Below are 19,319 nucleotides of genomic sequence, written 5' to 3'. Positions count from 1 at the left end.
CTCTACCTTCCAATAGGAGTAAGTAAACGGGTAAACCATCAGTGGGAAAGAAGAGGTGGAAGCAAAAGATAGGAGTGCAGCTATACGGAACCAACTACAGAAAGAGAGAGTGAAACCGCTGTGAAGATAGCCAAAGCCATAAAGGTGGCCATTGTTTTTTTCCTGTTGTTTTCTGTTCTGACCATAGGCAGCCTGTATATGCTGGCCGAATCGATTCAAAAACAGGATCGGGCAGTCGAAATGCAAATGGAAGCAAAGCAGCTCGGTGACGAATTGCTCGACTCCAGCGAATACTTGACCAATGAACTCAGGAACTACGTCCAATCCCGCGATAAAGAAAATTATGATAACTACTGGCGGGAGGTTAACGAGGCCAAGACTCGGGAAAGAGTCCTCGAACGAATGACGGAAATGCACGTTCCGGAATACCTGGTGGACAAGGTAGAACAAGCCAAGCAAAGCTCCGATGTTTTGGTCGGGCTTGAAAAAAGGATATTCCAGCTGACAGAAGCCGGAGAGTATGAGCTGGCACTCAAGGTTTCGTTCGGTGAAGAATACAAACAAAAGAAGCAAATGGTCATCGAGAAGCTGGAGGAATTCCAGCAGGAGCTGGATGCATGGGCCACGGATCTGGCGGACAGCATGACCAATCAAATGTATTTGTTCATGTGGGTAACGATTGCCCTGGTGGTCATTATGGCACTCAACTCGATAGGAACGATTCTCTATTTGTATCGGAAGGTAAAACCTCTATCGGTCGTAACGGAGACAGCCGATCTCATCGCATCCGGCAACCTTCGCGTACCGGATTTGTCTATTAGCGGAAAAGACGAGGTTGCTCAACTGAGCCAGTCCGTAGGGAAGATGGCGAAAAGCCTGCGGGAAGTCATCAGCGTTGTCAGTGACTCCAGCGATAAAATCGCTTCCTCCTCCAATGACTTGCTGATGAGCTCGGAGCAAACCGCTCAAGTGGCCAACCAGGTAGCGAGCGCCATGCAGGAGATGGCGACCGGTGCCGAGCGTCAAGCGATCGGGGCGCAGACGAGCAGCCAATCGATCTCCGAAATGGCGGAGGGGATCAGACGGATTGCCGAGTCGTCCAACTTCGTATCGGTCTCGTCCCAAGAAGCTTCGGAGCAGGCCGTCGAAGGCAGCAGCTCCGTCGAGAACGTAGTCAACCAGATGAAGCTGATCGATTCGAGTGTGGCTCAGACGGCAGAAATCGTCAAAGAACTGGGTGAGCAGTCCAAGGAAGTCGGGCAAATCGTCGAGGTGATCACGGCGATCTCGACGCAGACCAATCTGTTGGCGCTGAACGCAGCGATTGAGGCGGCCCGCGCAGGCGAGCATGGAAAAGGATTTGCGGTTGTAGCCGATGAGGTACGCAAGCTGGCCGAGGACTCCAAGCAGTCGGCGGAACAGATCGCCATGCTGATCAGCAACATTCAGGCCAGCACGGAACAAGCCGTCCAGCAGATGCAAAAGGTAGCCCGGGTCGTAGAAGACGGTACACTTGTCGCCAATGTCGCGGGAGAGTCCTTTGAGCGCATCCAACGCTCCATTCAAAAGGTGTACGAAGAAATCCACGAGGTATCCAGCTCTGCGGAGCAGCTTTCCGCCAGCTCGGAGCAAGTGGACGAGGCCGTAAAAGAAGTGCTGAATCTGGCAGTCGAAGCGTCGTCTCAAGCCCAAAGCGTAGCCAGCTCCTCTCAGGAGCAATTGGCGACAAATGAGGAGATTGCCGCTTCCACGGCGTCCTTGCATCAGTTGGCCGATGAGCTGAAAAGGACAATGCAAAAATTTGCTTTATAGAAAATAAATGTATGATAAAAGGTGCCCCCAAGCGGTGCACCTTTTTTATCAGCCGGGAGCTGGCGTGCACTTCTTTTCTTTACTATTCCTTACAGCTGTCTCTATAATAACAGTCAGTACGTTTTAAAAATCTGTACTACAAGGATGTTAGACAACCATGCAACAAACGAATACGTTTCAGGAAAAACTCCGTCAGCTTTTCGTAGTGCTGCTGCCGATTCTGGTTACGCAGCTGGCTTTGTTCAGCATGACGTTTTTTGATACGGTCATGTCCGGAAAGGCAAGCCCGGTTGACCTCGCGGGGGTTGCGATCGGCTCCAGCCTGTGGACGCCTGTACAGGCCGGTCTGACAGGAATTTTGCTGGCCGTCACGCCGATGGTGGCGCAGATGGCGGGAGCGATGCGAAAGGATCAAGTGCCGTTTACCGTCATGCAGGCGCTGTATTTGTCTGTTGTCATCGCGATTGGGGTCGTCATACTCGGCGCGCTGCTGCTCGGTCCCATACTGGACGGGATGAGTCTGGAGACGGAAGTTCGCCATATTGCCTACTACTATCTTGTGACAATCTCGTTTGGCATTATTCCTTTGTTTGTCTATACCGTTCTCAGATGCTATATAGATGCACTGGGCATGACCAGAGTGACCATGGTCATTACACTGATGTCGCTGCCGATCAACGTCGCGCTCAACTACGTCATGATTTTCGGTTACTTCGGTTTTCCGCGGCTGGGCGGTATCGGTGCCGGATTGGCCTCGGCCATTACTTACTGGATCATCGTCTTGATCAGTCTGTACGTGGTGCACCGGGTAGAACCGTTTGTGGAATACGGCATGTTCAGCAAGTTTTACCGCGTCTCGATGGCTGCCTGGAAGGAGCTTCTCAAGCTCGGCGTTCCGATCGGGTTTTCTATCTTCTTCGAGGTCAGCATTTTCGCCGCCGTTACGCTTTTGATGAGCGAATACAGCACGATCACCATTGCCGCCCACCAGGCAGCGATGAACTTTGCCTCCTTCATTTATATGGTGCCGCTCAGCATCTCCATGGCACTGACGATTGTGGTCGGTTTTGAAGTGGGGGCAGAGCGGTTTCGGGATGCGCGTCAGTACAGCTACATGGGCATCACTACAGCCGTGGGAATGGCCTCGCTGTTCGCTGTAGGCCTCTATTTCTTCAGTGAACAAGTGGCAGGGTTCTACACCAATGACCCGAGCGTTCTGGAGCTGGCCCAGCATTTCCTGATGTATTCCATCCTCTTCTTGCTGTCCGATGCGGTAGCCGCACCGATTCAGGGAGTGCTCAGGGGGTACAAGGATGTGACGGTGACGTTTATCGTGGCCCTTGTATCGTATTGGGTAATTGGTCTGCCGCTCGGGTTTGCGCTGGCCCAGCTGACGTCGCTGGGAGCCTTCGGATACTGGATCGGACTCATTACAGGCCTGGCGGCGGGAGCGATCTTCCTGTTTGGCCGTCTCCTGTCATTGCAGAAGCAGAAAATCAGAGGAACCTAGCGAGCTTCATACCGATTTTCGCTTCGGCGGGATGCCTTCTACAAGGCGTTCCGCTTTTTGTATGAAGAAACCGGGGCGCGTTTACAATAGGGAAGGAAGATGTCCCGAAATTTTTCTCCAATTTTTACGAAAAAACGTTTATACTTTCTACAAGGCTTTTCATGTTAGAAAACCTTACATTGACATAGAGAGGAGGAGAATGATGATGGCTTATGATTTTTTGGTGAAACTGGGCATCGCCATGTTTTTAGGCCTGCTGATCGGTGTGGACAGACAGCTCAAGCACAAGCCTCTGGGGGTAAAAACCAGCATGGTTATCTCGGTAGCCAGTTGTCTGATCACGATTGTGTCGATCGAATCCGTTCACCGATTCTCCTTGCCCGGACACACCAATATGGACCCGATGCGCTTGGCTGCACAAATCGTCAGCGGGGTCGGTTTCTTGGGCGCGGGGGTGATTCTGCGGAGAAGCAACGATGTGATCTCCGGCCTCACGACAGCGTCCATGGTATGGGCAGCCTCTGCCCTTGGGATCGCAGTTGGCTCGGGCTTTTACTTTGAAGCCGTTTCGGCCACGATCCTGATCATTTTGGCGATTAATCTGTTTCCGCTCATCTTGAAATGGGTAGGCCCGAGCACGTTGCGGCAAAGGGATCTGGCCGTCAAGATCATCGTTGAGGGGGAAGGAGACCTCGATACGATTTTCAAACAAATCAAGCGTATGAACATGAGTGTGAAGCGGGTAAAGGTCAAGGATGTGGAGCAGGGCCACCAAAAGCTCGAAATGGTGATTTCTGCCGAGGATGATACGTACACGACAGATATTTACCGCTCCCTGAAAGAAGTCGACCATATTGTGTCGGTAGAAGTGGAAAGCAGGGAGTAAAGTGGAAAGCACGAAGTAGAGAAAAAAGTGGACTTTTAAAAACGGCGCGGCTCCTCCAACGAGATGGAGCGAGCAGAACATTTTTAAGCACCCAATGCGGTGCTTTTTTTTCTGGAAGTTCCGACCTTCTCTTGTTTTGTCTCAAACACTTTCTATACACTAATAGAAATAACAGGATAAAAACTCAGAAGAGAAGGTGAATTCTCTTTGTTGCACCAAGCTGAAGAAGTCTTGCAAAACTATTTTGGATACACTGCCTTTCGCGAAGGACAAAAAACGATTGTCGCGAGTCTTCTTTCCGGCCACGACACTTTGGGCATCATGCCGACCGGGGGCGGAAAGTCGATCTGTTATCAGGTGCCGGCCCTCTTGTTTGACGGAGTCACGATTGTCATTTCCCCGTTGATTTCTTTGATGAAGGACCAGGTGGACGCGCTGGTCAGCATGGGGATCGCGGCTGCGGAGATCAACAGCACGCTGGATTCCTCAGAGGTGCGGGACAGGATGAGAAAAGCCCGGGAAGGGACGTACAGGCTGCTGTACGTAGCCCCGGAGCGTTTGGAAACGGAGAGCTTTTTATCCCTTGCAAGCGAGCTGCCCATCTCCATGGTAGCGGTCGATGAGGCGCATTGCGTCTCCCAATGGGGGCATGATTTTCGCCCGAGCTATCTCGCGATTTCCCGCTTCATCCAAGCGCTGCCCGTCCGGCCTGTAGTCGCTGCCCTGACGGCTACGGCTACGCCCGAGGTCACCGAGGACATCAAAAGACTGCTCACGCTGCAGGATGAGCGCGTCTACATCAGCGGGTTTGGCCGGGACAACCTCCACCTTTCCGTGCGAAAGGGGGAAGACAGGCGCCGGTTTATCCTCGATTACCTGGAGGCAAACCGGCAGCAATCCGGGATCGTCTACGCATCTACGCGCAAAGACGTCGATGCGCTGTATGAATTCCTCGATGGGCGGGGCTTTTCCGTCACCAGGTACCACGCCGGTCTGTCCGAGGCGGAAAGGGCCCGCAATCAGGACGCGTTTCTCTTCGACGACGCCAAGGTCATGATCGCCACCAACGCATTTGGCATGGGCATCGACAAGTCCAATGTCCGGTACGTCATTCACTACAGCATGCCGAAAAACCTGGAGGCCTACTACCAGGAGGCGGGCCGCGCCGGACGGGACGGAGAGCCGAGCGAATGCATCCTGCTCTTTCATTCGCAGGATATCCAGACGCAGATGTTCTTCATCGAGCAGAATCCGCTCGGGGAAGAGAGAAAAGAGCACGAATACAAAAAGCTGTACGCCATGATCGATTACTGCCGGACGCCGCGCTGCCTGCAGCAGTACATCGTAAGGTACTTCGGCGACCACTCGGCGCCGGAGTGCGGCAAATGCGGCAACTGCACCAATGACGCTGAGCTGGCCGACGTCACGCTGGAGGCCCAGAAGGTCTTTTCCTGCGTCAAGCGGATGCGCGAGCGTTTCGGGGCTTCACTCGTCGCCCAGGTACTGAAGGGCTCCCGCAACAAAAAGGTGCTGCAATTCGGCTTTGAAAAGCTGCCGACCTACGGCCTGATGAGCGATTACACGGAAAAGCAGATCGTCGACCTGATCGAGCTGTTTATCGCCGAGGGCTACCTGCGCGTGACGGAAAGCAAGTACCCGACCCTCGCCCTGGGCGACAGGGCACTGCCTGTGCTCAGAGGGGAAGAGCAGGTGTGGCAAAAGGTGCTCATCCGTCCGGTCAAGCGTGAGGAGGACGACGAGCTGTTCGAGCGCCTGCGACAGCTTCGCAAAGAAATCTCGCAGAAGGAAGGCGTGCCGCCGTATGTCATTTTCCACGACAGCACCTTAAAGGAGCTGAGCCAGCTTTGTCCGACTGATAGAGAGACGATGCTGACCGTGAAAGGGGTTGGGGCGGCCAAGTTTGAGAAGTACGGCCAAGCTTTTTTGGATTGTCTGCAGGATTATGCGCAAGCAAAGGCGGGAGTAGGTTCGCAATAATTTATTCGCAACAGGCGGGATTGACGGCTATAAGGATATTTTGACTATGAAACTTCAGTAAGAAACAGTGTTAAACATCGTTTCATACTGATCTTTCAATTACAGGATAAAAAACTGCCGTGCAAACGGTAGTTTTTTGTTTTTTAGCGCAGTGAGCCGGAGCAAACCGTGCCGCCTCCAGGCATTCCGGCTTTTCCAAAACCCCGGGTGTCCAGTACTAATCGCAGAGCGAGTTAAGCCATATTTGACAGAGCAAGAGCACGCAAACTTTGTAAAGAACAGGGAAGCCGGTACCATTATAAATTAAAGGATGGAGGGACAGATCAAGCGATAAGGGGAAATATGCCGATAGGGCCGGAGCCAAGCGACCGAGCAAAAAAAGAACGCAGAATAATCTCTGCGTTCTTCCATGCCAAGCAAGAAGGCGTCCCTACGGAACCGTGTTGATCCACCCTTTTTTCCCTTCAAACGACACCTGGTACCAGCCATCCGCTTCCGTGAGAATCGTGACCGACCCGTTCGCGGGAATCTGGCCGACCTGCTCATACTGTTCGCCAGGACCTGCGTACATCTTGATCGCATTTCCGGCATTTGCGATATCGGGCGGGGCTTCTTCGGCGGCCGGAGAGCCGTCTGATGTTTTGCCGGGCGTCGGCGTTCTGTCTCCCCGGCCCTGATTTTGCGGGTCGTGCCGGGAATCTTGAGGTGTATCTTGCCGCGACTCATCCTGAGCATCGTCTCCGGTTTCCCCCGATGCATTGTCCTCGCCTTCCGCCGTCTCCGACAGGTAATCATCCTTCTTGCCTTCGTACACGAGGCCCTTTTCTTCCAGCTTGAAAAAGGCAATCTGGCCTTCCCCTTCGCCTGTCGGGTTGTCAACGATGATCAGCTCCGGGCTTTCTGCGGCAAAGCCTTCTCCTTCGATTTCAAAGACTTTGGCAAGTCGCGAGCTGAACAAGTCTGGGGCGAACCCTGTGTAAAGGTAGGTGCGCTCCTTCCCTTGGGCCTCCAAAAAGATAAGCGGAGCTTCCTTTTCGCCAAGCGCTTCGGACAGGCTCAGCTTGGATGGCGCAACGCCCGAGCCAACCGATTTCTCCAGATACAGCACATTCCCATCCGGCATTTTGGCCGCGAGGTAAAGCTGCGGATCGTCGTCTTCAGTGAGTCCGACTGCGTAAACCTGCGAACCCCAGAGGCTTTCTCCAGACATGACGAACCGATAGGCCTTGTCCGGGTATTTTTCCCTCAAGAGCCGTACGGGCTCATTGTCCACCCAGCGGCTTTCCGCCTCAGCGATCAGAGTGGAGGTGTCTTCGAGCGCATTCAGCTCCCGATACAGCTCGATCGCTTTCTCGTATTGTCGAGCGTCGACATAGCGCTCCGCCTGACGAAGCTTGCTGCTGATGTAACGGTCGATCTGGTCGAGGGCTTCGGAGCGGGAAGGAAGTACGTCCCGGATCTCTCGATATGCCTTGGCCAGCGCAATGAAGGCAAGCAAATCGTCCTGACGGATGGCCGAGCGTATTTCCTCCTTTGCGTACCGTTCCAGAAGTGCGACCAGCCAATCTGCCTGGATGCTTGCCTGCTTGTAGGCACGCAAGCTGTTCGCCGCGCTTGCCGTCACTTCGGGAAAGCTGCCGGCAGCGGTCAAATGAGCAAACTTCGCTTCATCATAGGAGCGGAACAAGCGGGTCAACTCCCGCTTTTTTTTGTCCGTACCGCCGTAGTATTCGTCGGGGATGGCGGCGAGCGAGGCGATAAACTCCTCGTTGCGGTAACGCTTCTGCGCTAGATTGTTCTCCAGTGCGCCCTTTGCCAGCTCCATGGCTTGCAAAAAGTAGCTGTTTATATTCGATTCCAGCGAAAGACGGTTGGATATTGCCTTGAAAAAGGAGACAGTCTGAGGCTCCTGCTGCTTCACATATTTGCTTTTCATGCCATGGTAACCGTCGTATATCGCAAGCATCCGCGCGTCATCCCGTTCCTTTATGGCAGCATCTGCCTGACGGGCAAGCGATTCCAGCTCCAGCCTGATCGTGGTCAGTCCCGACAACGACCGGCTCCAAGCTTCATCTCCGTACCGGATGGAGGTGATGCCATTGGCTTTGGAGAACGTCTCTTCCGCGAGGAGCAGATTGTTTTCCTCGTAGTAGCCCCGCGCCTTTTCATACAGGCTGACTTTGTACAGGCTGAACCCGATTTTCCAGACGACCCCGACCGCGGCGATGATGAAAAGAACCAAGAGGGCATTGCGGACCCAGAGCGACTTTCGATAGGAAGAGACAAACATGCCACCAAACTCCTTCACAGCACACCTTTAAAGTCGGGATCAAATGAATAGCGCGTTTCGATCAGGCTGGAGGCGGCTTCGCGCAGACTGCCCCAATTCTCGTCCGGATTCGCTTTGAGCAGCTTGGCCAGACGCAGCAGGCGCTCCCGAGGGATGTACTCCAGCGACTCGGAAATGAAATCCTGGTACATGACGACATAGGATTTCATCCGCAGCGCGGCGCCCGCCACCTGTCCGATCACACGCGTGCCGTTTTCTTCAAGGAAGATGTTCCCCTTGTAGCGGATGACGTAGTCGATGACGGACTTCTTCAACAGCCACGGCTGCACCTTGAGGACCTCGCCGAGATACTCGATGAAATCTCTGTCATACGTAGACGGAATCAGCGTCTCCAGCTCCAGCTCCATGTCCTTGCGCAGGACGAAGCGATTGAGGAGCATGATTTTGCACACCTTGACGGCATCGGAGTGAAACAGACAGCCGACCTCCCTGATCTTTTCGTAGGCGTCCTTGAAACGCTCCGCTTCGACGTCCTCGTTCACTTCGACCAGATTCCGGGTCAGACCGCTCTTGATTTTGTCGTGTTCCTTGCTGATCAACCTCATAAAATGGTTTGTTTTTTCGTAAATGGAATATTTTTTCTGAAGAAGCGCATACAACAGCAGGGATACGACTCCGCCAACGGCTGCGGCTGCGAGCTGCCAAAGCGTGTCTGCACTCAGAATGGCCAGACAGATCAGGAGGCCCAGGATCAACAGCTGCTTCTGAAAATGGCGGCGGCTGAGGATGTGCGAGAGCTGACGCAGGGAAAGGAAGCTGTTTTTCCTGCCGCAGACATCGCACTCCTCATGCTCCAGCACGGTGTACGATTCGCAGTGCTTGCAGTACTTCAAGCGCTCAAAGGCGTGTGTGGTTTTCCGGCTTTTCCTGAACTGGACGCCCAGCTTTTTTTTCATAGGATTCCCTCTCGTCATTCAACAAGGTAAGCAGATGTTGGTCGACTTCCGCTTCAGACAGGTTTTTTCGTTTGTGCAAAAGGAGCACGACGTATCGCGCTGCCAAAACCAGCAGGATCACGGCAAGGATATAATAGGTAAGCATTCTATCATTCTCCCAACTTGGTTTGTCGAGTTATGTAACAAAAAATGAAGTAGCCCGTATAACGTTATATAGGCCGAAGGATTCTTTTTCATCCAAGTTAGTGTAGAATATAGTGGTAATCTTGTCATAATATTGCTTCATTTGCAATACTTCCAAATTCGTTCGGTCTATGAATTCGACAAAAATCTACATAAGCGGAGGTTCTAACAGATGATACGTATGACAGCACTCTTTCGATACATCCTGTGTCTGTGGCTTCTGCTGGGACTGGTGACCTCGGGAGGAACCACGGGATTCGCGCAAGCGGGTACGGACAAAATGGACGCCGTGCTGGTGGTGGACGTCAGCAACTCCATGTCGGAAAGCGACAAAAACGGCGTCAGCCTGGAAGCGATGAAAATGTTCGTGGACATGACCTCGGCCCAGGGGAACAAGATCGGGGTCGTCGCCTACACGGACAAGATCGAGCGGGAAAAAGCGCTGGTCAACGTCAATTCCGAGCAGGACAAAAAGGACATCAAGTCATTCATCGACAGCTTGCAAAAAGGGGCGTACACCGATATCGCGGTCGGAGTGGGCGAAGCGGTAAAAATTTTGGAGGACGGGCACGACCAGGCCCACTCTCCGATCATCGTGCTGCTGGCCGACGGCAACAACTATTTGAATACGGCCAGCAGCCGTACCCAGCAGAAATCCGACCAGGAGCTGGCGGCGGCGGTCAAGACCGCAAAGGACAAAGGCTATCCCATCTATACGATCGGGCTGAATGCGGACGGCAAGCTGAACCGTGCTCCGCTGCAGCAAATTTCCGCGGAGACAGGCGGCGCGTTTTTTGAAACGAGCACAGCAGACAGTCTGCCGCAAATACTAAGCGAAATTTTTGCCAAACACGCGAAGGTAAAAGTCGTTCCGGTCCAAAACTTCACCTCCAACGGACAGTTCCAGGAGGTACCTATTTCCATTCCGAATGGAAGCGTGCTGGAGGCAAACATCTCGATCACGTCCGGGAAAGCGGTCGAGCTGAAGCTATTCGACCCCACAGGAAAAGAATTGACGATTCCGTCCAATGACATCCTGCTCTCCCGCTCCCGCACGTATTCGCTGCTCAAGCTCGTGCAGCCTGCCCAAGGGGAATGGAAGCTGCAAGTAAAGGGTGCCGACCGGGACAAAATCAACGTCAATCTGATCTTCAACTACGACGTGGGGCTGGAGATGGAGCCGCTCCCGTCCAAGACGTACAAGGCGGGCGATGTGATTCCGATCAAGGCGGCGCTGTCGACCAACGGCCAGCCGGTCAGCCCTGAGCTTTACAAAAAAATGAAGGCCAAGCTGATCGTCCAGGATATGAGCAGCAAGCAGACCAGCGAGATCGATCTGACGAACACCGGCAGCGGGTTTGAAGGCAGCTACACCATCCCGGCCGCAAGCCGGTACGAGATCAAGGTAAGGGCGGAGGAGACCAGCTTTTACCGGGAAACGAAGCCGGTTACCGTAGATGCGTCGCAGGGTGGAGGAAAAGCAACGAGTCCGCAGCCGCCAGCGTCTTCACATACAGAGGAGTCAAGCCCATTTCCGTGGACGGCGGTGATCGTGGGGGCTGTCGGATTGATACTCGTGGCTGCCGGAGCGATCTATCTGCTGTCTGCCTGGAAAAAGGCGAACAAAGGCTTTACGGGCCAGGTCGCCATTGAGATTGTCGATGAGGATACGGGCGAGAAGTCGAGCCCGCAGTACAAAAAACTGAGTGCATTTAAAGGAAAGGTCAAGCTCCACCAGCTCTTGCAGCTCGCACCGGAGTTCCAGGAGACCGAGAAGGTGGTTTTCCTGCCGGGCAAAAACGATACGCTGCTGATTGAGAACCGCTCCGGCTGCCGGATCGAGAAGGCAGGACGCGTCCTCGATGCCAGCAAGGGCAAAGAGCTGAAAAAGAACGACCGCATCAAAATATCACTGACAAGCGTGAACAAGTCCGTTTATGTAGATTACATCGTGTAGGAGTGATCGAAGATGAAAGCAGTAGTGAGAGAACATATCCAACAGTTGGACGTATCGCTTGGCGGAGGAATTGTCAGCGACAAGATTCGTGTCGATACCATCGACAACCCGATGCTCGTCATCGGGATCGGCGGGACGGGGATCGACGCGCTGCTCCGCCTGAAATACCAGGTAAACCGCCGCTTCAAGCTGCCGGTAGACCCGCTCTCCAAGAAGCGGAAGGAAAAGCCGGACAATATCGAGTTCATCGCGTTTGAGACAAACGAGCACGACCGCAACAAGAAGTACAAGGGCATCGGCCTCGATCCGGTCACGGAATTCGTCCTGCTGTCCAATCCGGAGATCGGCGGCGTCCTGCAAAACAGGAGCATTCTGGAGCCGTACATCACAGACTGGCTCTCGCCCGAGCTGACGATCACCGACGGGATCAGCGGCGCGTCCGGGGTCCGTCAGGCTGGCCGCCTGCTTCTGTTTACCAAGATCACGCAGGTCGTGCAGACGATCGAGAAAAAGATCAAAATGCTGTCCGAAGGCACCAACAAAAAGCTGATGGTTTTTCTTTTGACCGGTATTTCCGGCGGAACAGGCAGCGGCTGCTTCCTCGACATCGCCTATATCGTTCGCGGAATTATGGAGCGAGACTTCGGCAGCGCGGGCGTCGACAAGGTCAACACGCTCGGCTATCTGTTCACGCCGGACGTCAACCTGTCCAACAAGAGCCTCAGCTCGCACACCCGCGACTACATCATGAAGAACGGCTACGCCGCCTTGAAAGAGCTGGATTACTGGATGAACGCGGACGAGCGGAATGAGCGCTTCCGCCAGCAGTACGGCAATGTGCTGACCGTCCAGTCGCCAATGCCGCCGTTTAACCTGTGCCATCTGATTTCCGCCACCAACCTGGAAGGCAAGGCGCTGGAAAACGCCTACGACTACTGCATGAACGTGACGGCGGAGAACATCACCAACTTCATGGCCAGCGAGGAAAAACGGTCTGGCGAGGAATTCGCCATTCACGACTATATCAGCAACATTCGCACCAATATCAACCAGATGCCAAAAGCATACGCGGCCAACTACCAGTACAACGTCATCGGCGCATCATCGGCTGTGCTGCCGATCGAAGAGATGACGACCTATCTGGCGTACCGCCTGTTCAAGAAAATGGAGAACATGTTTACCGTCGCTCCGACTCAGGAGGACGCCGAGAAGTTTGCGCGCAAGCTGGGCATTGACGTCGACTCCATTTCCCGCAAGTTCGAGGAGCGCGTGCCCGATCCGCTGCCCGGCTATGAAAACAGCGAACGGCTGAACTATAGCAACGTGATCAGCCAGCAGGTCGTCAGCATCGACCACGAGCTGGAGCAGGGCTATCTGGCCAAAGCGCGCGAGGAGTACATCAAGAGCAAGAAGCAGCTTCCAGGAGAGCTGACCGCCACCTTCGGCGAAATGATCACCCGCGTCTTCCTGCACCCGCAGCAGGGACCGTTTTACGCATCCCGGCTGATCCATTCGGACAAAGGCTACTGCCTTTTGAAAATGATCCAGTCTTACATTGAGACACTGAAGGCAAATCTGGAAAGCTATCCGCGCGAGATCGAGGGCGCCCGAGAGAACGCCAACGAAAAGCTGGGCGACGCCCGCAGCGCCTTTATCTCCAAGGAAAAGAAAAAGAACGCCTACATCGAAGCCAAGATCAATGAATACCAGCTTCTGGCCGACCAGGAAAAGCTGGAGCAAATGATCGAGTTCTACGAAGAGCTGTACCGCCTGCTCAACGACGAGAACAACCGGATTTACAACGTGTTTACGGAAATTCTCAACACGCTGAACCAAATTTTCGAGAAGAACGGCGACATCCTGATCAACGGCAGCGAAGAGGTCGACCGCACCGGCAACAAAACGTACTACTGGAATGTCGTCGGCGTTCCCGACATCGCCAAGGTGATCAACAAGATCATGGAGGAGAAAGAGGCGGAGGATTTGATCCGCGACTTCACCAGCGAGCTTTTGAAGCGCTCCGATCAGTGGGTGAAGGAGCAGGAGCTGGACATCGTCAGCGCGATCAGCGAGTTTTTGTCGGAGAAGTTCGGCGACCTGATCACCAAGTCGATGGAAGACTTCCTCGTGATCAAGTACGGCCAGGACGAGACGCTGGACCGCATCGTCGAGCGCAAGATTGCCGGCAAGCTGGATGAAGAGGCGATCCCGGTGTTCCACCTGAGCAACAATCTGGGCAACCTGCACTTCCCGTCCTGGGGCTTCGTGTCGGTGCCGGTGAAGGCTCCGGGCATCCTGAAGGGGATCAAGAACTACCAGAACACCTCGATCAGCGGCTCCCGCTTTACGGTAAAGGAAAGCGAGGTCAAAAACCGGATTTTCTGGCTCAACACGAAGAACGGGATTCCGCTGTTTGTCTACACGCCGCTGAAGGTGTACGAGGAAAGCTACGAGCGCACCATTCTGGAAAAAGAGGGCATCGGCCGCCACCTCGTGCAGACGGAGAAAAACAACTGGACCTACCTCCCGTCCCCGATTCCGGAAAAATCCTGGGGAGACGTCTACGTCAACAATCGCGTGCGGGAGTACAACGCGCGAGTGCGGCAGTTGTTCGACCATGCAGTGCGCTACGGCTGCATCCGCGAAAAGGGAACGGGCAGCCAAACAAGCAGCCGATACGAGTGCGTCATCACGAAGCCGTTTGAGCTGAAAGCATTCCTCGCCGGCTGCGGAATGGACGGGGAAGCCAAAAAGGCAAGCCCGGGCGAGATCAAGCGCTGCCTGGCCGAGCTGAAAGGCTTTATGAAGGACGGACTGGAGAAAGAGTACACCAAAGACATCTTCGGCAGCACCAATGAAGAGATGGCGAAGGAAAACTTCATCCGCTACCCGGAATTGATCCGCCTGATGCAGGAGGAAGTCCGCAAATACGAAGAGATCGAGGGGAAAATCGGCGAGCTGGAGAGCATCGTCAGCGCGATGCAGGGCGAAGAAGAGCTGCTCAACCTGTTCATCGAAGCGATGTACACCAGCACGATCTGCAAAAAGGGAGCCTTGTACGTCTACGACAAGGACGAGGAAGAAGAGGCGTGGGAGCCTTTCGTCAATCTGATGAAGGTGAACAAGCACGTGGAGTACGCGATCTACGAGCAGCTCCGCAGTCTGGAGCCGAAACGCCTGACCAGCCTGCAGCGGAAGGCGAGCAAGCGAAGCGACGCCATGACGCTCTCCGAGGATACGCAGGCCCTGATCGGCAAGCTGGATGAGATCGCCGCCACCTTCCAGGAAGTGAAGAACGATCTGGAATACGACCGGGATGAGTACGTCAATGGCGAGGAGCTCTACGATTTTTACAAAAAAGTGTGGGCAAAAGTAAACGACATGCGCAAAACACTGCAATAGCCGGACATGAGGAGGAAGCATGAGGGATTTGATCGAACAGCTCGCAACGCAGTACGCCTCGGACCTCGACACACAACTGGATAGCGGAAACGGACAGCGAAGCATACAAAACCCCGTGCTGTTCCTCTTCATCGGGGATAACAGCCTGGAAGCGCTCCAGGCTGTTTATTCCTTGAATGAACGGCAGTGGAAAAACCACGCAGGGGCGCTCTATTTACACGCGAGCTCAGGCAAAACGCTGTCCGAACCCCGTGTGTACGGTTGCCGGCTGCCCGAGCCGCTCGCAGGCAGGCAAACCTTGCGAAGCGACATATACAGCCAGTTTTACCAGCAGGAGCCGCTGCGCGTCGAGATCAACAAGGTCATGAAGAAAGTCAGCATTCATCTCGCCGAGGCGGGAGGGCATTGCCCATCCGTCCAGCACGTAAACATTGCGGTCGTGACGCGGGCCGATGACCCGGCCAACGTGCTGGTGCCGGAGCTTGTCCTGCTGATGAAAAGCTATTTGTCCGAGGTGTTCAAATACGTCTCTATCGATCTCTACGCCTTGATCCAGGAGAAGAGCAGCGGCGACGATTTCGGATTTTCCGCATCGCTTTCGGTCAGCTTTCTGGAGGAGCTGACGAATTATCAGCGGAGCGATTACCGGTTCAAAGAATCGCTGCAGGTGACGGAGGATCACGTGACCCTTGAGGTGGCTCACGCTGGAAGCCCGCTGTTTTCGCTGATTTATTTGCTCAGCGACAAAAATGAGCGGGGCCTGTTTGCCGAGAACGGCCAAAAGGACAACTACGAAATCATCAGCCGTCTCGTGCTTTTGAACAACAAACCCGCAGAGCCGGAGCTGGGCGAAGGCAACGAGAGCTACAACAAGCACCAGTTTACCCGCAGCATCACCGTGGACAACGTGCAGACAGCCTTTGCCACGGCCGGTTTTTCCAAGGTCAAGCAGCCAAAGGATGCGATCGCCTTGACGGTGCTGTCGCACGTGTACGACGACCTTCTGGAAAGAATGAAGACGTCTCCCCTGCCCGATCCGGCCGGGCTGATGGAACGGCTGGAGCTGGCACCCCGCCACATCCTTCGCAGCGTTCAGTCGATTTTGCCGGACGGCGGCAAGCTTGACGAAATGACGGGCCTGATGGCGACGGGAGTCAGCTACGCCGAGCTTAGGAGCATGACGCTCAGAGAAGCGGAGCATGCCTTGTTTCAAGGGAGCAGCCAAGCGTTTTTCGAGACGCATTTTGAGCAGCGTGCCCGCAAACAGCTGGAGAGCCTGCAAATCAAGGAGAAATTCGCCAGACTGTTTTGGGAAAACGTCGCGGAAGATCCGCGCTGCGGCCCGTATGCGGCCTGTCAGCTCACTTCGGGAAACGAGATGCTCCCCACCATTCGCGGCGAGCTTTTGGCAAGAATCAGGGAGACGGCCCGCCTGCTGGAAGAAACGAGAGCCGAATGGGAGGATTTGTACCGGCAGCGAGTCGAGGAGCAGGATTTTAAAAAGGGCGGGTTTTTCACAAGGGAAAAAGACCGGGTCAGAAATTTCATCCGCCACCTGCTGCCGCTCGTCTACGGAAAACGGTACGAAATGCTCGGACTGGAAATGGAGCTTCGGCTGCTGCGGGACTGCGAGCAGCAGGCAGAAGAGCTGCACCGCCAGCTTGCGGAGGAATGGGGACAGCTCGAAAGACTGCAGAAGCAGCTCCGCGAGCTCGCGCAAAAAAGCGTCAAGGAAGCGACCGACTACCTCGGGAAAAACATCGACCAGTATTACGGCACACTTGTCCGGGAGGCGATCCGCTCTCTCGAAGCAAAGAAAGGGCCCTTGTTTTACTGGGAGGATCGCTATCTTGGACAAAAGGCGAGCATCTTAAACGGCGGACAAACGGAATCGTCGGCTCTGATCGAACGGCTCTCCGCGCTGTGCCGCCAGGAGATTTTAAGCAGCCCGCTGTTTGCCCTGGCGTTCGAAGACGAGCTGTTGGCCCGGGCCAATGTGGCGGTTGCCTACGAGAACAGAGACGTTCTGACCAAGGAAGAGCTGTTCGAGGATCTCGACCGCGCGCTGGAGGAGAGAGCATCGGTGCATGTAGAGGTCTTCCACTTTTCGCAAAAGCACCGCTACGAAGAAAAGTACTTTTTCGCGGACATCGACAGCGACTTTATCCAATACGTGATGCAGAAGGGTCAGGGACTGCGGACCTGCAAGCAGGGGTGTATACACGAAGCGGGCACAAGCGGCATCGAAAAGCTGCACCTGATGGGCGGCTTCGGACTGGGTGACCTGATGTACTACCGCAACAACAAGAAATATTACGACTCCTATGTGGCGAACGGCTTTGTTTTTCACCGCCGGGAAAAGGGGGTATCCATATGAGTCAAAAAAGAATCAGCATGCTGATGGTCTTGCTCAGTACGATTGGCGGTCTCATCGGGTTTGGTGTGGGGGAAATCATTCTGCACCAGCTGTCCGGCGAGATGCCGCAATGGCTGCTGATGGGCCTGTATATCGGACAGTTCGCCTTCTTCGTCGGACTGTTTTGTCTGATTGCTGAAATGATTTCACCCAGAGTGAACGGTACGGGCTGGAGGCAGCGCTATGCCGGTTTTTCCTGGAAAATGCTCGTACCGGCAACATTTATCATGCTGGGCGTGGCCGGTCTGCTGTTCCAACTGCTGTACGGCTCCAACATCCAGCGCTCCAGCGGCGCGGACAGCATCGTCATGGTGCTGGACACCTCGGGAAGCATGCGGGAGACCGACCCCGACGGCCAGCTTTTCAAGGCGGCAGCCGATGTCGTAAACCGGATGGACAACGATATGCAGGTCGCCATCATCGGCTTTAACGACGAGGCCAGCGTCCTGCAGCCGATGGTTTCGCTCGGAGACAGCAAGGTTAGGCAAGGCGTGATCGACAAGCTTGAAAATCACGATGGACCAGGCGGCGGCACCAACATTGACGCGGCTCTGGAAACGGCGCTGAATTTGATCCGGGACCCTGCTTCGGGAGCGGGCAACAGCACCGTTGTACTGATGTCGGACGGGTTTAGCAGAGTAGATACGGACAAAACGCTTCCTCCGTTCCGCGACCAGCACATTCCCATCCATACGGTAGGGATGAGTGCGGTCAGCGCTGACGGAACCGGGCTTTTGAAACAGATTGCGACAGAGACCGGCGGTACGTATACCGATGTGCAAAACGCCGAGCAGCTGACTTCGGCTTTCGGCCAGATTTACGAGCTGAACAGGCAGGACCGCAACCTGATGGGTGAGCGGAACGGAAGCGACAGCGGCCGTCTCCTGTACGCGGTAGAACGGGTTCTGCTGTTGACCGCGACTGGCGCGCTGCTCGGGCTCGCACTTGGACTCATATTCGATAACAAGCACATCGCCAAAAGCTTTTCCATCGGCGGCGCGGTCGCCGGACTTTTGGCCGGTCTGGTGCTGGAAATGGGCTTTGCCTCCACCGGCCTGCCTGGTCCGGTGCTGCGGTTGGTTGCAGATATTTTGCTGGCGCTCGTATTGACGCTGTTCACCATAAACATTCCGGCGCCCGTAAGCGGCCAGCTTTCTGACGCGGGAAGCTTTTCGAGGCGGAGGTATTCGCCAAATAGCAGCCTCGATGCGAAAACGCCAGGCCTGAAGCGGTTTGACTAGTAGAGTGGGAGCATGATGCCTGATGATACAAATGGAAGAAACGGATAACCGGCTGATCAAGTCCGTCTCCTGCCAGGTGCAGGGGAGCGAATGCGTCATCAACTGGCATTGGCCAGAGTCGGTTCCCTGTGTCTACGTGCATAAATCGCGGCTGGATGAACCGTTCGATCCCTTTTTGCTCACGCAACGGGATGTAAAGCTGTACACCCGGGAGGAATACAAGGCAAACAGGGGCTACCGGGAGCCAGTCGAAGGAATCGGACGCTACGCCTATCGGATTTTCCCCTGCGAGCTGAGAGATGGCAAGCCGGTCATGCTCATTCCCGCAGGGGAGGATCATATCGGCCGCGTCAGCACGGGAAAGGCGAAAATCTATTATTCCGTAAAGCGCAGGAAGAGCTGGTTTCGCCCGTATCAATCGATTCAGATCCGGATTTTTTCCGAGCTGCCGATCTCCAGGGACGTGCTTTGCTACGTCAAAAAAGAAGGCTCCTACCCGGCAAACAAGGAAGACGGGACGCAGTACGCGTTCATTTCCGACCTGGAGCCCGGAGAGAACCTGATGCCGGAGATCGAAATCGGAAAAAACGACTACATCCGGCTGTTTTTTACCGACGGAAAAAAATACGGGGAACTCTACGAACTGATTCCCGAATAGGAGGGAACGG

General features: G+C 54.5%; 12 protein-coding genes. 9 read left to right on the top strand and 3 right to left on the bottom strand.

Annotation, left to right across the window (positions count from 1 at the left end; translation table 11 throughout):
- Positions 1–120: 120 nt before the first annotated feature.
- The 4 genes from NST37_RS24050 (at position 121) to recQ (ending at position 6,206) form a co-directional block, all read left to right on the top strand.
- Positions 121–1,812, top strand: coding sequence for a HAMP domain-containing methyl-accepting chemotaxis protein (locus NST37_RS24050; RefSeq protein WP_003388657.1), 1,692 nt, complete (start codon positions 121–123; stop codon positions 1,810–1,812).
- Positions 1,813–1,969: 157 nt separating this feature from the next.
- The gene (locus tag NST37_RS24045) at positions 1,970–3,322 is read left to right on the top strand and encodes an MATE family efflux transporter (RefSeq protein WP_339185958.1); all 1,353 of its coding nucleotides are present in this window, start codon (positions 1,970–1,972) and stop codon (positions 3,320–3,322) included.
- Between the two features lie 205 nt (positions 3,323–3,527).
- Positions 3,528–4,208, top strand: a complete 681-nt coding sequence (locus NST37_RS24040) for an MgtC/SapB family protein (protein ID WP_003388655.1) — start codon at positions 3,528–3,530, stop codon at positions 4,206–4,208.
- Positions 4,209–4,415: 207 nt separating this feature from the next.
- On the top strand, positions 4,416–6,206 hold the full coding sequence (gene recQ, locus NST37_RS24035; RefSeq protein ID WP_024983003.1) for a DNA helicase RecQ: 1,791 nt from the start codon (positions 4,416–4,418) through the stop codon (positions 6,204–6,206).
- Between the two features lie 430 nt (positions 6,207–6,636).
- Here recQ and NST37_RS24030 read toward each other — a convergent pair whose 3' ends face one another.
- Genes NST37_RS24030 through NST37_RS24020 form a run of 3 tightly spaced genes read right to left on the bottom strand, consistent with a single transcriptional unit; the run spans position 6,637 to position 9,597 of the window.
- On the bottom strand, positions 6,637–8,496 hold the full coding sequence (locus tag NST37_RS24030) for an SH3 domain-containing protein (RefSeq protein ID WP_339185957.1): 1,860 nt from the start codon (positions 8,494–8,496) through the stop codon (positions 6,637–6,639).
- Positions 8,497–8,510: 14 nt separating this feature from the next.
- Positions 8,511–9,452, bottom strand: a complete 942-nt coding sequence (locus NST37_RS24025) for a hypothetical protein (protein WP_327985678.1) — start codon at positions 9,450–9,452, stop codon at positions 8,511–8,513.
- The gene (locus NST37_RS24020) at positions 9,394–9,597 is read right to left on the bottom strand and encodes a hypothetical protein (RefSeq protein ID WP_035991295.1); all 204 of its coding nucleotides are present in this window, start codon (positions 9,595–9,597) and stop codon (positions 9,394–9,396) included. The genes NST37_RS24025 and NST37_RS24020 overlap by 59 nt, the downstream gene beginning before the upstream one ends.
- A 210-nt stretch (positions 9,598–9,807) precedes the next feature.
- Here NST37_RS24020 and NST37_RS24015 point away from each other — a divergent pair, with 210 nt between their 5' ends.
- Genes NST37_RS24015 through NST37_RS23995 form a run of 5 tightly spaced genes read left to right on the top strand, consistent with a single transcriptional unit; the run spans position 9,808 to position 19,309 of the window.
- Entirely contained in the window at positions 9,808–11,592 is a 1,785-nt protein-coding gene (locus NST37_RS24015) for a vWA domain-containing protein (RefSeq protein ID WP_339185954.1), read from the top strand.
- A gap of 12 nt (positions 11,593–11,604) precedes the next feature.
- Complete coding sequence (locus NST37_RS24010) at positions 11,605–14,994, top strand: tubulin-like doman-containing protein (protein WP_243015012.1); 3,390 nt, start codon at positions 11,605–11,607, stop codon at positions 14,992–14,994.
- 19 nt (positions 14,995–15,013) lie between these two features.
- Entirely contained in the window at positions 15,014–17,371 is a 2,358-nt protein-coding gene (locus NST37_RS24005; RefSeq protein ID WP_327969830.1) for a hypothetical protein, read from the top strand.
- A complete protein-coding gene (locus NST37_RS24000; RefSeq protein WP_003388645.1) occupies positions 17,368–18,651 on the top strand; it encodes a vWA domain-containing protein in 1,284 nt (427 codons plus the stop codon). The genes NST37_RS24005 and NST37_RS24000 overlap by 4 nt, the downstream gene beginning before the upstream one ends.
- Positions 18,652–18,673: 22 nt before the next feature.
- Positions 18,674–19,309, top strand: coding sequence for a hypothetical protein (locus NST37_RS23995; RefSeq protein WP_003388644.1), 636 nt, complete (start codon positions 18,674–18,676; stop codon positions 19,307–19,309).
- The last annotated feature ends 10 nt before the right edge of the window (positions 19,310–19,319 follow it).

The sequence above is a fragment of the Brevibacillus sp. FSL K6-6036 genome (assembly GCF_037964015.1).
Classification (GTDB): domain Bacteria; phylum Bacillota; class Bacilli; order Brevibacillales; family Brevibacillaceae; genus Brevibacillus; species Brevibacillus borstelensis.
This window is presented reverse-complemented; position numbering and strand designations above follow the sequence as displayed.

Bases quoted from the DNA above. Each gene is read 5' to 3' on its own strand.
- NST37_RS24045 (WP_339185958.1), top strand. From the start codon at position 1,970: ATGCAACAAACGAATACGTTTCAGGAAAAACTCCGTCAGCTTTTCGTA.
- NST37_RS24040 (WP_003388655.1), top strand. From the start codon at position 3,528: ATGGCTTATGATTTTTTGGTGAAACTGGGCATCGCCATGTTTTTAGGC.
- NST37_RS24030 (WP_339185957.1), bottom strand. From the start codon at position 8,496: ATGTTTGTCTCTTCCTATCGAAAGTCGCTCTGGGTCCGCAATGCCCTC.
- NST37_RS24025 (WP_327985678.1), bottom strand. From the start codon at position 9,452: ATGAAAAAAAAGCTGGGCGTCCAGTTCAGGAAAAGCCGGAAAACCACA.
- NST37_RS24020 (WP_035991295.1), bottom strand. From the start codon at position 9,597: ATGCTTACCTATTATATCCTTGCCGTGATCCTGCTGGTTTTGGCAGCG.
- NST37_RS24015 (WP_339185954.1), top strand. From the start codon at position 9,808: ATGATACGTATGACAGCACTCTTTCGATACATCCTGTGTCTGTGGCTT.
- NST37_RS24010 (WP_243015012.1), top strand. From the start codon at position 11,605: ATGAAAGCAGTAGTGAGAGAACATATCCAACAGTTGGACGTATCGCTT.
- NST37_RS24005 (WP_327969830.1), top strand. From the start codon at position 15,014: ATGAGGGATTTGATCGAACAGCTCGCAACGCAGTACGCCTCGGACCTC.
- NST37_RS24000 (WP_003388645.1), top strand. From the start codon at position 17,368: ATGAGTCAAAAAAGAATCAGCATGCTGATGGTCTTGCTCAGTACGATT.
- NST37_RS23995 (WP_003388644.1), top strand. From the start codon at position 18,674: ATGATACAAATGGAAGAAACGGATAACCGGCTGATCAAGTCCGTCTCC.